The 12,463-nt window shown below is 68.1% G+C and carries 11 protein-coding genes; 1 reads left to right on the plus strand and 10 read right to left on the minus strand.

Annotation, left to right across the window (positions count from 1 at the left end; all coding sequences use genetic code 11):
- Positions 1-84: 84 nt before the first annotated feature.
- The 4 genes from GGD82_RS09925 to queF all read right to left on the minus strand — a co-directional run bounded on the left by GGD82_RS09925 (position 85) and on the right by queF (position 3,819).
- Complete coding sequence (locus GGD82_RS09925) at positions 85-1,617, minus strand: methyl-accepting chemotaxis protein (RefSeq protein ID WP_170284185.1); 1,533 nt, start codon at positions 1,615-1,617, stop codon at positions 85-87.
- A gap of 178 nt (positions 1,618-1,795) precedes the next feature.
- The gene (locus GGD82_RS09930; protein WP_211364720.1) at positions 1,796-2,413 is read right to left on the minus strand and encodes a hypothetical protein; all 618 of its coding nucleotides are present in this window, start codon (positions 2,411-2,413) and stop codon (positions 1,796-1,798) included.
- A 319-nt stretch (positions 2,414-2,732) separates the two neighbouring features.
- Complete coding sequence (locus GGD82_RS09935) at positions 2,733-3,326, minus strand: hypothetical protein (protein ID WP_150061529.1); 594 nt, start codon at positions 3,324-3,326, stop codon at positions 2,733-2,735.
- 79 nt (positions 3,327-3,405) lie between these two features.
- On the minus strand, positions 3,406-3,819 hold the full coding sequence (gene queF / locus GGD82_RS09940; RefSeq protein ID WP_221240766.1) for a preQ(1) synthase: 414 nt from the start codon (positions 3,817-3,819) through the stop codon (positions 3,406-3,408).
- Positions 3,820-4,057: 238 nt separating this feature from the next.
- Between queF and GGD82_RS09945 the strand changes: the two genes are divergently transcribed.
- A complete protein-coding gene (locus tag GGD82_RS09945) occupies positions 4,058-6,112 on the plus strand; it encodes an acyltransferase family protein (protein WP_150061527.1) in 2,055 nt (684 codons plus the stop codon).
- An 89-nt stretch (positions 6,113-6,201) separates the two neighbouring features.
- On the opposite strand, the gene GGD82_RS09950 is transcribed toward GGD82_RS09945, so the two are convergent.
- The 6 genes from GGD82_RS09950 to ispG form a co-directional block, all read right to left on the minus strand.
- Positions 6,202-6,615: a hemin receptor gene (locus tag GGD82_RS09950; RefSeq protein ID WP_150061526.1), complete on the minus strand. Its 414-nt coding sequence runs from the start codon at positions 6,613-6,615 to the stop codon at positions 6,202-6,204.
- A gap of 26 nt (positions 6,616-6,641) precedes the next feature.
- Complete coding sequence (gene prfA / locus GGD82_RS09955; RefSeq protein WP_150061525.1) at positions 6,642-7,703, minus strand: peptide chain release factor 1; 1,062 nt, start codon at positions 7,701-7,703, stop codon at positions 6,642-6,644.
- Positions 7,704-7,788: 85 nt separating this feature from the next.
- Positions 7,789-9,159 (minus strand): glutamyl-tRNA reductase, encoded by a 1,371-nt coding sequence (gene hemA, locus GGD82_RS09960; RefSeq protein ID WP_246163739.1) that lies wholly within the window; start codon positions 9,157-9,159, stop codon positions 7,789-7,791.
- Complete coding sequence (hisS, locus tag GGD82_RS09965) at positions 9,156-10,400, minus strand: histidine--tRNA ligase (protein ID WP_150061524.1); 1,245 nt, start codon at positions 10,398-10,400, stop codon at positions 9,156-9,158. Before hisS ends, hemA begins: the two co-directional genes overlap by 4 nt.
- Positions 10,401-10,551: 151 nt before the next feature.
- Entirely contained in the window at positions 10,552-11,169 is a 618-nt protein-coding gene (locus GGD82_RS09970) for a LysE family translocator (RefSeq protein ID WP_150061523.1), read from the minus strand.
- 68 nt (positions 11,170-11,237) lie between these two features.
- Positions 11,238-12,404, minus strand: coding sequence for a flavodoxin-dependent (E)-4-hydroxy-3-methylbut-2-enyl-diphosphate synthase (ispG, locus tag GGD82_RS09975; RefSeq protein ID WP_150061522.1), 1,167 nt, complete (start codon positions 12,402-12,404; stop codon positions 11,238-11,240).
- Between the last annotated feature and the right edge of the window lie 59 nt (positions 12,405-12,463).

Below are 12,463 nucleotides of genomic sequence, written 5' to 3' on the forward strand. Positions count from 1 at the left end.
TATGCCGCGCCGAGCCGGTCGGATCTCGGCGTAGCACCCCTGGAGAGGGCCGTCTACTGGACGCGGCAACGCCGGCCCGTCGCGTCACGCGTTGCGGACGTCGGACAGGAAGCGGTTGACCTCGCGGCGCAGGGTCTCGGCCTCCTCCGTCAGGCTTTGCGCGGCCTGCCGGATGCCGTCGGCGGCCCGCCCGGTGTCGTCGGCGGCATCCTTCACCCCGGTGATATTCTCCGACACCTCGCGCGTGCCGTGCGAGGCCTGCTCCACATTGCGCGCAATCTCCTGAGTCGCCGCCGTCTGCTCCTCGATCGCGGCGGCGATGGAAGCGGCGATTTCATCGACGTCGGCGATGGTCTTGGTGATGATCTCAATCGCCGTCACGGCGTCCTTGGTGGAGGTCTGCACCCCGCCGATCTGCGCGGCGATGCTGTCGGTCGCCCGCGAGGTCTGGTTAGCGAGGTTCTTGACCTCGGACGCGACGACGGCGAAGCCCTTGCCGGCTTCCCCGGCGCGCGCCGCTTCGATGGTGGCATTCAGGGCGAGCAGGTTGGTCTGGGCCGCGATATCGGTGATGAGGCTCACCACGTCGCCGATCTTCTGCGCGGCATCGGCCAGCCCCTTGATCTTCTGGTTTGTCTCGTTGGCCTGTGCGACGGCGGTGGAGGCGACCTGCGACGCCTGGGTGACCTGACGGCCGATCTCCTCGATCGACGCGGTCAGTTCCTCGGTCGCGACCGCGACGGTGCCGACGTTGGTGGACGCCTCCTCCGAGCCGGCCGCGACCATGGTCGCCTGACGCGAGGTTTCCTCGGCGGTGGCGCTCATCCCCTCGGAGTTGGTGTGCAGATCGCCCGCCGCCTTGGCGACGGCGTTGACCGTGCGCGAGGACGAGGCGTCGAAACCGGAGCACAGGGTGTCGATGCGGTGCGCGCGCTCGGTCTGGGCCTCGGCGTCGCGCTTCTGAGCCTCGGTCAGGCGGTCGGCCTCGGCCAGACCGTCCTTGAACACGGCGATGGTCTGGGCCATCTGCCCGATCTCGTCGCGGCGCCCGAGGCCGGTCACAGCGACCCCGTAGTCGCGGTTCGACAGCCGCTTCATAACCCCGGTCATGCTGGAAATCGGGCGGGCAATGGTCTGGGTCAGGAGAAGCAGGGCCACGACGGCGATCACGGCGGAAAGCACGGGACCAGCCACGCTCGCCATCAGGGTGACAGTGAAGGCGGTATCGGTATCGGCCAGTGTTTGGGTGTTGAGGGATTGGGCCAGGTCCTGGAAGGCCTCGTAGTCCCGCTTCAAGTCCGCGAAAAAGACATCGCCGCGGCCAATGTATTCCAGTACCTTCGCTTCCGGCACGGTCAGAGGTTGACGCATCAGGCGAATCTGGTGTTCGGCCACAGTGCTGCGCCACGTTTCGACCGTCTCCTGAATTGCGTCGGCCAGGGCCCTGGTGCGCGGAGTCATGAGCTTCGACTTCAGATCGACAAGCGTCTCGTCGAACACCTTACCGCTGGCGGTGTAATGTTCGATCATCCTGCGATCGCCGGTGATCAGAAGGCCACGGATGGCCAGAAGCTGCTCCGTCGCCGCGCCGAAGACTTCGTTCAAGTCGACAGCCATACTAGAGATGCGCTGAGAATCGTGAACCTTGCTGCGCGCGTTCGAAACTTCATATCCGATGGCAAGGCCACTTCCCACAATAACCAGAAAAATGATCGCAAACACCAGAATGAACTTGCGTGATATAGGCTGAGAATTAAGCCAGGACATCATCCGATTCGTCCCCCGTCTCAACGAGTCATTTTCTACGACTCAGTTCGGTCAAATTAATCTCGACCGTCGCGACCCCGCTTTTGCGCCCCAGGTCATCGTTGATCGTCAGGCTGAGCTGCGCGCGCCACGTCTGCGTGCCTTCATGGAATTCCGGCGCGTCAATGAACACGGCATCCGGGCCAACATCATAGGTCTTCTGAAACTTGGCCTCATCGCCCTGCCAGTAGTCGGACGTGATGGCGCTTTGACCGACATTGAGACCCACGTTGTTGATGACAAAAATCTCCGCATACAGGCCCAGCGATCCGGCCTGAATTTGCAGCAGATAATTCGAGAGCGGACTGGACAGGATTTCCGTAATCAGGGGTTGGTCGTCGGTCTCCACCTCGGCACGCCATTGCCGGTCGAGCCTATCGACGTCGGATTGGCGGAGATCCGCGGTTGCCTCGTTCTTGGCCGCAATGGACAGGTCCACGACCGGCGTGTCGAGCCAGCCCCGGATCTCATTCACCAAATCGTCCGAGATGAGGGACGTCGGGGGGGGAGCCGCGGCGCCCGCTGGCCCTGCGCCGGTGATCAGGCCCGCCGCGAGCCCGACGACGGCCCCCCGCAACAGGAGACAGGAAAACCACGGTGTCAACATGGCGCCATCCTATAGTGCTTATAGAACGTTTATCGCCCATTGCGTAGAATGCGCACGTCGCACCGACGATTGAATACGCTAACGCGTTTCAACGTCGGTCACTCCGAAAAACCCCTACACGCAGGCGCGCCACTGATACGCGCCGCACACTCGGTTTGGATTAGCGCGTTTTGAGCGAATCGTGGGTGCACGCATGCCCGGCGTGCGCGCACACGCCGACGGGGCGCACAGCGCGGAGTCGCACGCGATGCGCCCCGTCGGACCGGGACACTTTTGCCGGAACGTAGGTCAGATGTGCCGGGTGACCCGGCCGGGGGCGCTACCCCGTGGGCAGGCCGCGCCCGCGCGCCCGGCTGTCGCGGACGTCCGTGAGGCCGGCCTTGGTGTCGTCGTCCGCCTGCTGAAGCGTCAGCAGCATGTCCCGCCCCAGGCGGCTCTGTGTTCCGGGAAGCCCCTGAGTCGGGTCGCCGAGCGCGGCCCTGTCACCCAATGGGATGGACGCGCCGGTGAAGGCGCCGCCCACCCCCTGCAACACCTGCAACGCCTCCTGGATCACGGCGTCCTGACCGTCCTTGCCCTCCGCGTTCATCAGCGAGGCGGCGGCGAGACGCTTTTGGATTTGCTGTGAAATCCGAGCTTCCAGGGCGCCCCGCGCGGCGGGATCCATCTCCTCCAGGTCTTCTTCGGTGACACCCAACGTGCGCAGCAGCTCCGCGCGCAGCTTTTCCAGTTTTTCCTTCTCCAGATCCTCGACGAAGGCGGAAAAGCCCTTTTCCTTGATGGTCGCCCAGGTGTCGGCCCAGGCCTCATCCGCGGCGGCCGCCCGTTGCGCGGCCTTGGAGGCAGGGTCCGACGCACCGGTCAGGCTTGCAAGCGTGGCGGCGGCGGAAACGGCGGCGGTATCCTGGGTCATGGCGGGCGTTCCCTGGAAGCGTGGACACAGAAAGCGGGAATATCCCAAGCAAACCCCGCGCCAACGGGATCGGCAGTGGCTACCCCCGTCCGCGATAGGGTGGCACGCCCGGATCCGGGATCCACACGCCCTCCGGCGGGGCGGCGGTCTGCCAAAAGACGTCGATGGGAATGCCGCCGCGCGGATACCAGTAGCCGCCGATGCGCAGCCACGCCGGCTCCAGCAGCGCGACCAGCCGGCGGCCGATGGACACGGTGCAGTCCTCGTGAAAGGCCCCGTGGTTGCGAAACGAACCCAGGTAGAGCTTCAAGGACTTGCTTTCAACCAACCAGCCGCCCGGCACGTAGTCGATCACCAGATGCGCGAAGTCGGGCTGACCGGTCAGTGGACACAGCGAGGTGAACTCGGGCGCCGTGAACCGGACGCAATAGGCCACGTCCGCCTGCGGGTTCGGGACCCGCTCCAGGGTCGCCTCGTCCGGGCTGGCGGGCATTCGGGTGGCCTGCCCAAGTTGCTGAAGGCCGCTGTAGATGCTGTCGGACACGGGGCTGCTCCGGGAGTGCTGGGGGCGCCGCCCCGTGATAGCGCGGCGGGAGAGGGGACGAAAGCCCGCGTGTGGCGCCCGCCCGCGCACACATACCGTTAGTTTACGGCCCAATGTCCGCTATGCAATTCTGGGCGCGGCCCTGCTATAAGTGCCACCTCGTGAGTCACGACATAGGCCATACGGGATGAGACCCCAGGAGCGGCAGGACGGTCGGGGATACCTGACCGAAGTGGATGGTTTGCGCGCCTTGGCCGTGCTGTCGGTGATGGCGTTCCATCTCAAGGACAGTCTGCTGCCGGGCGGGTTCACCGGCGTCGACGTCTTTTTCGTGATCTCCGGGTACGTGGTCACAAAATCGCTGTTCGACACCAGCCACCTCAACCTCTGGCGCTTTATTACAAACTTCTATGCGCGTCGCATCGTCCGCATCATTCCGGCGCTGCTGCTCTGCCTGCTGGTGGTGACGCTGCTGACCGTTCTGTTCATCCCCCGGTCCTGGCTGAGCGGCGCCACCGAAAACACCGGGCTGGCGGCCTTCTTCGGTTTCAGCAACGTTGCGCTCGTTCTTTTCAACGATGGGTATTTCGCGCCGCGCGTCGAGTTCAATCCGTTTGTCCATACGTGGTCGTTGGGCGTCGAAGAACAGTTCTATCTGGTGTTCCCGGCGATCTTCTTCTTGTGGGCCCGCATGCGCGATACGGGGGATCTCCGCTCCCTGCTGGCGCGGGCCACGCTGCCCGCGCTGGCCATCGCCTCGTTAGGCGCCGCCTGGTGGATGGGGCGAACCATGCCGGAGGCCGCCTACTACCTGCTGTTCAGCCGGTTCTGGGAGTTGGCCGCCGGGGCCTTGCTGTTCAAGGCGCACGCCCAGGGCCGGATGCTCCCGACCTCCCCCCGGACCGCGACCCTCGTGCTCGGGGCCGGGATGGCCGTCGCGGCCGCCGGTTTTGTCTTCTCCGCCGAGGACACCTTCCCCTGGCCCTGGGCGTTCCTGCCGGTGGTGGGCACCGGCCTGATGATCGCCGCCGTGGCGCGCCCGGAATGCAACGGCTCACCGCTGCACGGGCTGCTGCGTCATCCGGTGGCGGTCTACCTGGGCAAGACCTCCTACTCCCTCTACCTGTGGCATTGGCCGGTTTACGTGCTGTTCCGCTGGACGGTGGGCCTGGACACCGTCCCCAAAATGGCCGCGGCCGTGGCCGTGACCCTGGCCAGCGCCTTCGCCTCGTACCATCTGGTCGAGAACGCGCTGCGGCGCAGCCCGGTGGTGACCCGTCGCCCGCCGCTCCTGCGCATTGCCGGCGGGCTTGTCTGTATCGGGCTGGTGTATGGGGCCGCGAACCACCTGTTCCGCGGGCAAATGGACTACAGCCTGTCGGTGACCCGTGATATCGCGACGTGGCACGTGATCCCGGCCCTCCCGTCGAGGCCGGAAGACCGCGCGGGCAAGCCATTTGCGGACCGGAGTCTGTTCGCCGTCGGCGACTCCCACGCCCTGGCTTACGGGACACTGTTTTCCGACCTTCAGGAGCAGCTCGGCGTCAAGACCGTGACGTTCCACAACGCCCGCTGCCGCATCGTCAGCCTGATGGTCAAGATGGTGACGGACCCGGAGTGCCAGCAGACGCTGGAGCACATCCTCAGCACCATCGAGGCTCAGGCCACACCGGGCGATGTGGTCTTTTTCGCGTCCCTGCGGGTGTTTCGGCTCGCCGATCAATGGGCGACCTTCGATCAGGCGCCGGTGCGGCACTGGATGGAGGCCGGCCAGGCCGAACGCGACGGCGCCGTCGATCAGGCGTCCGCCATTATCGAGCGCCTGAACCGCCACGGCCTGCATGTGATCGTGGACGCGCCGAAACCGATCCTGCCGTCGCCGCCGTTCCGATGTTCCGATTGGTTCAACCGGAGCAATCCGATCTGCAAGGGCGGGCTCAGCATCGACCGGGCCTTTCTGGAGGAGTGGCGCGCGCCCATCGTCGCCTCCCTGGCCACGTTGCAGGAGCGCTTTCCCGACGGCCTGACGGTGTGGGATCCGTTCCCCGTGCTGTGCCCGGGCGAGGTCTGCCACGCTTTCGACGGAGAGACGCCGCTGTTCTTTGACGGCGACCACCTGAGTCCGCACGGCAACCAGGTGCTCTATCCGGCCTTCGTCTCGGTGCTGGAGGGCCTGTGGGCCCCGGAGGACACCCGCGTCAGCGGCACCCCCGTCGACACCGGAGACACGGCCCGCCCCTGACCGTGGAAGGGGGCGGTGTCGGGACGGCGCTGGGGGTGACGGGAAAACAAGCGGCATAGCCGACACACCTTCGGGTTCCGGATCACCGGTTACCGAAGACGCCCGACGTTGCGGTCGCTCCAGTCCAGAAACGCCTGGATATCGGCTTCGCGGTAGCCCAGCAGGCGCCCGAGGTCCGCACAGGCGGCGGCGGCCTCCGGCCCCCAGGAGTCGAACGACGCCGTGACCAGGGCGTGGGCGCGTTCGATGCGCCACGCCTCGTCCGGCTGCGCATAGTACAGGTGCCGGACCCGGTGGGCGTCGTCCGGGCCGTCTGTCCAGAATTCGCGCGCGACGATCCGGCCGGCGGCCACATGCGGCGCGAACTGGGCGTCAGGCCAGTCGAATGCGGACGGCACGACATCGCAGAACAGCGCCAGCGGCTTCTCGCCGGACAGCATCAGGTCGAGTTCGCGCCCCTCGTGGGGGCCGATACCCGGTGGCAGCGTGGGCCGATCCGTCATCCCACTCTGCTCCCGTCCGCGCGCGCCTACTCCACCTCGGCCAGCTTCGCCGCTTGGTCTTCGGCGATCAGGGCGTCGATCACGTCGTCCAGCGCCTCACCGGTGATGACCTTGTCGAGGTTGTAGAGCGTCAGGTTGATGCGGTGGTCGGTCACACGGCCCTGGGGGAAGTTGTAGGTGCGGATGCGCTCCGACCGGTCGCCGCTGCCCACCTGGCTCTTGCGCGAGGCGGCGCGGGCCTCGTCGGCGGCGCGACGCTGTTCGTCGTACATCTTGGCGAGCAGCATCCGCATGGCCTTCTCGCGGTTCTTGTGCTGGCTTTTCTCTTCCTGGCACGCGGCGACGATGCCGGTGGGGATATGGGTGATGCGCACCGCCGAGTCCGTGGTGTTGACGTGCTGGCCGCCGGCGCCCTGGGAGCGGTAGGTGTCCACGCGCAGGTCCTTGTCCTCCACATGCACGTCGACGGCCTGGGCCTCCGGCAGCACCGCCACGGTCGCGGCGGAGGTGTGGATGCGCCCGCCGGCCTCCGTCGCCGGCACGCGCTGCACCCGGTGGACGCCGGACTCGAACTTCAGGCGCGCGAACACGTCCCGGCCGGAGATGGTCGCCACCGCCTCCTTGATGCCGCCGATGGGGGTGTCGCTGGCCTCCATGATCTCGACCCGCCAGCCCTGCGCGGCGGCGTAGCGTTCGTACATGCGCAGAAGCTCGCTCGCGAACAGGGCCGCCTCGTCGCCGCCGGTGCCGGCGCGGACCTCAAGGATGGCGTTGCGCTCGTCGGCCTCGTCCTTCGGCAGCAGCAGGACGCGCACGGCCTGCTCCATCTCCGGCACGGCCTTGCGCAGGCGGCCGACCTCTTCCTCGGCCAGCTCACGCATGTCCGGGTCCGCCAGCATGGCCTCGGCATCCGCCAGTTCGGCACGGGCGGCACGCAGGGCTTCGATAGCCTCGACGATCGGCGTCAGCTCCGACAGCTCCCGCGACAGGCGCGGGATGTCGGCGGCGTCCAGGTCCGGACCGGACAGCAGCGCGCCGAGTTCCTCGTGGCGCGAGACGACGCGGGTGAGTTTTTCGTCCAGACTCATGGTCGGCGGTCGCTTTCGTGATCGGGGACGGTCGGGCCGTTGGTGTTACGGCGGGCGGACGGGACGCGCAAGAGGCCGAAGTCCGCTAAGGTGGCGCGGAGGACCCGCCGGTTCCCCCTGTGTCCCTGGGCGCCCCGTCATCCGACGCCCCCGTCGCGTCCGCCTCCGTCAGCCGGAACAGCCGCCGCGTGACGTTCTCGGCGTGGCGCAGGTTCTCAGTCGGACCGACCGCCAGACGGCGCAGTTCCTCTGACGGGGTATGCAACAACCGCCCGACCAGTAGGCGGGTGGCCTTGTCGGCATCGCCATGGGCCTCCGCCAGGGCACGGGCGCGCTCCGCTTCGAAGCGGGCGTGCAGCAGGGTGATGACCGGGGCGGCCGCGCGCTCGATCCGACCCTTCTGGAAGCGGCAGACTTCCTCGCGGACGATCCGCCATGCGGCCTCGGCCTCGCCCTCGCGGTGGGCGCGCCCCTGCATCGCCACCCCCTCCAGGTCGTTCAGATCGTAGAGAAAGGCGTTGTCCACGGTGTTGACCGCAGGCTCCACGTCCCCCGGCACGGCGACATCCGCGATGAACACGGGGCGCTGGCGGCGCCGCTTGGCGGCTTGCCGGGCGGTGTCCACGCCCACGATGTGCTCCCGCCCGCCGGTGCAGCAGATGATGATGTCGGCGGCCACGATGTCGTCGATCAAGGCCTCGTGCGCGCTGACGTGCGCCCCCAGGCGCCGCGCCACCGCCTCGGCCCGGAAGCGGCGGCGCGCCCGCACGATGAGCCGGTCGAGCCCGTGGGCCTGGAACGCCTCCGCCAGCAGTTCGCCCATCTCGCCGGTGCCCAGCAGCAAGGCCGAACAGCCGTCCAGGTCCCCGTGCAGGTCGCGCGCCACCTGCACGGCGGCGGAGGCGACGGAGACCGGACCCTCGGCGATGCGGGTTTCGCTGCGCACGCGCTTGGCGCAGGCGAAGGCGGACTGCATCACGCGTTCCAGTTCAGCCCCCACCAGCCCGGCCGCCCGCGCGGCGGCGTAGCCGGCCTTGACCTGACGCAGCACATGGGGTTCGCCGATCACCTGGCTGTCCAGCGAGGACGCCACCGCGAAGGCATGGCGCACAGCATCGCCCCCACGCAGCACGTAGCACGCGGCCCGCAACGCGCAGGGACTGACATGCCCTTTCTCGGCCAGGATCCACAGCGCGACCTCGGCCGTGGTCTCGGCCACGTCGGCGTTGGCAGCAACACAGATGATCTCGACCCGGTCGCAGGTGGACAGCACCAGTGCCTGCGTCAGGCCGTTGGCCCGCAGGCGGCCGAGGAAGCCCGGGATGGCATCGTCCTCCAGCGCCACCTGATCGCGCAGCGCCATGGAACTGGTATGGTGGTTCACGCCCACCACCACCATTCGGTCGAGCCCGTCCCCGTGGCCGCCGGGGCTGTCGCCCGCCGAAGCGTCCGTCACCGGAAGCGGTCCAGGGCTCCCTCAAGGGCGTCGAACGGCACGGCCTCCTGGTCGCCGCTGTCCAGGTCCCGCACGGTGGCGGCGCCGGCCGCGATCTCGTCCGGCCCCAGGATGACGGCGGCACGGGCGGCGATCTTGTTGGCGCGCTTCATGCGCTTGCCCATGTTGCCGGAATAGCCCAGGTCGACGGCGTAGCCGGCCCGGCGCAGCCGGTCGGTGACGGTCAGCGCCAGGGTGTCGGCCTCGGCCCCGGCCGGGATGACCGCCAGGGGGCGCGGCGCCGGCGGCGGATCGGCCAGCAGCATGGCGAGGCGCTCAACGCCCGCCGCCCAGCCCACGCCCGGGGTCGGCGGACCGCCCATCTGCTTGACCAGCCCATCATAGCGCCCACCCGCGAGGACGGTGCCCTGCGCGCCCAGCTTGGTCGTGGTGAACTCGAACGCCGTGTGGGTGTAGTAGTCCAGGCCGCGCACCAGCCGGGGGCTGATCTCGATCGGCACGTTCAGGGCGGCGAGCCCCTCCTGGACGCGGGCGAAGAAATCGCGCGAGGCGTCGTTCAGGCTGTCGGCCAGGATCGGCGCCTCGGCCACCACGGCGCGATCGCCCTCGTCCTTGGAGTCGAGAATACGTAGCGGGTTCTTCTCCAGGCGGGTCAGGCTGTCCTCGGACAGTTCGCCCTTGCGGCCCTGGAGGTAGGCGACCAGCGTCTCGCGATAGGCGGCGCGGCTTTCCACATCGCCCAGGGTGTTCAGCTCCACGGTGACGGTGCCACCGAGGCCCAGCGCCTCCAGGATATGCGCGCCGCAGGCGATGACCTCGATGTCGGCGGCGGGGCCTTCGACGCCCAGGATCTCGATGCCCACCTGATGGAACTGGCGCTGGCGGCCCTTCTGCGGGCGTTCGTAGCGGAACATGGGGCCGCGATAGAACGCCTTGACCGGCACCTGCTGGGCCAGCCCGCCGGAGATGAAGGCGCGCACGATGGCGGCCGTGCCCTCGGGCCGCAGGGTCAGGCTTTCGCCGCCCCGGTCCTCGAAGGTGTACATCTCCTTGGTGACGATGTCCGAGGTGTCGCCCAGGGTGCGCTTGAACACCTCGGTGAACTCGAAGATCGGCGTCATGATCTCGCCGAAGCCGAAGCGGCTGGCGACCTCGAAGGCGCGGGCCTCGACGGCACGGTGGGCGCGGGCGGCGTCGGGGAGAAGATCGTGGGTCCCGCGCACGGGTTGCAGGGCGGCCATGGGAAGGGGTCCTTTGGGACTCGAACGACGGGGGTCCGGCGGGGCCGCCAGCGCGGTCCCGTCCTGTGTGGTCCCGTCTTATTCAGAGCGCCCGCGTTTTGCAACGGTGCGCGGACCGATCCGGGGACAAACCGGGCGCCGGCAGGGCCGTTTACCGGTCCGCCAGCGCCAGCCGGAGCCCCAGCAGGCCGAAGGTGCCCGCGACTCCACGCCGCACCCAGCGCAGGACGTCCGGCCGGCTGAGCACACGGCGGCGCGCCGTGGCCGCGAACACGCCGTAGCCGACGAACACCACGAACGTCAGCGCCATGAAAACGCCGGCCAGCGGCAACATGGCCAGCGTGGGATGGGCCGCCGAGGCCGGCACGAACTGCGGCAGGAAGGCCAGGAAAAACAGTGACAGCTTCGGGTTCAGGATGTTCAGCAGGATTCCGTCGCGCACGATGCGCCACGCGGGCACGGCGGGCGCGGCGCGATCCTCCGTGACCGACAGGGCGCCGCCCTCACGCACGATGCTCCAGGCCATATAGAGCAGGTAGAGCACGCCCAGGATCTTGATGACCTGGAACGCAAGGGCGCTGGTGTGCAGCACCGCCGCCAGACCGGCGATGCTGGCCGCGATTTGGGGCAGGATACCGAGCGTGCAGCCGAACGCCGCGAACACGCTGGCGCGGGCGCCGCGCCCCAGCCCCTGGGCCAAGGTGTACAGAACGCCCGTGCCCGGCACCAGGACGACCACCAAGGCCGTCAACAGAAACTCAGGGGTCATCGCGCATCCCTCGTGGTCGGATCGGACGGACGAGGGTGCGCCGCGCGCGCTCTGTTCCGCCGCCCGCTTTATTCGGCCGCCGCCGTGCCGGCCGACTCGGTAGCAGCGGACTCGGCGGCCGCCTTGGCGGCCTCGATCTCGGCGGCCTTTTTCTCGACCAGATCGACGATGTGGTCGATCATCTCGGCGTTGCCGACGTTGTGGTGCGCCAGCCCGGAGATATAAACCTTGTTGGCCGAGCCTTCGTTGGCGAGCGTGCCGCCGCCGGTGATGCCGATATCGGTCTCGCGCGCCTCACCCGGGCCGTTCACCACGCAGCCCAGGATGGACAGCGACACCGGCGTGCCGATGTGCGCCAGCCGCTCCTCCAGGATCTCGACGGTCTTGATGACGTCGAAGCCCTGGCGGGCGCAGGACGGGCAGGCGACGATGCGCACGCCCCGGTGGCGCAGGTCGAGGCTCTTCAGGATATCGAAGCCGACCTTGACCTCCTCGACCGGATCGGCCGAGAGCGAGACGCGGATGGTGTCGCCGATGCCCTTTTTGAGCAGCCAGCCCATGCCGATGGAGGACTTCACGGTGCCGACGCGGGTGCCGCCGGCCTCGGTGATGCCGAGGTGCAGGGGGTAGTCACAGGCCTCCGCCAGCGCCTCGTAGGCCGCGACGGCCAGATAGACATCGGACGCCTTGACCGAAATCTTGAACTCGCGGAAGTCGTTGTCTTCCAGGATCTTGGCGTGTTCCAGGGCGCTTTCGACCATCGCCTCCGGGTTGGGCTCGCCGTACTTCTCCAGCAGGTGCTTGTCCAGCGATCCGGCGTTGACGCCGATCCGCATGGAGCAGCCGTGGTCCTTGGCGGCCCGCACCACCTCGCGCACACGCTCCGCCGAGCCGATGTTGCCCGGGTTGATGCGCAGGCAGGCGGCGCCGGCCTCGGCGGCCTCGATGGCGCGTTTGTAGTGGAAGTGGATGTCCGCGATGATCGGCACCGAAACCTGCTTGACGATATCGCGCAGCCCCTCGGTCGCGGCCTCGTCCGGGCAGGAGACGCGGACGATATCCACCCCCGCCTCTTCCATCCGCCGGATCTGGGCCACCGTGGCGGCGACATCGGCGGTAATGGTGTTCGTCATCGTCTGGACCGTCACCGGCGCGTCACCGCCAACCGGCACCGGGCCGACATGGATCTGACGGCTGCGGCGGCGGGCAATCTCGCGATAGGGTCGGACTGACATGGAACCCCTCTCTGGCGTCTGACGGCTGGGCACGCGGTATGGGCACCCCGCCGGGCGCG

The organism is Roseospira marina, assembly GCF_014197855.1.
GTDB classification, from domain to species: domain Bacteria; phylum Pseudomonadota; class Alphaproteobacteria; order Rhodospirillales; family Rhodospirillaceae; genus Rhodospira; species Rhodospira marina.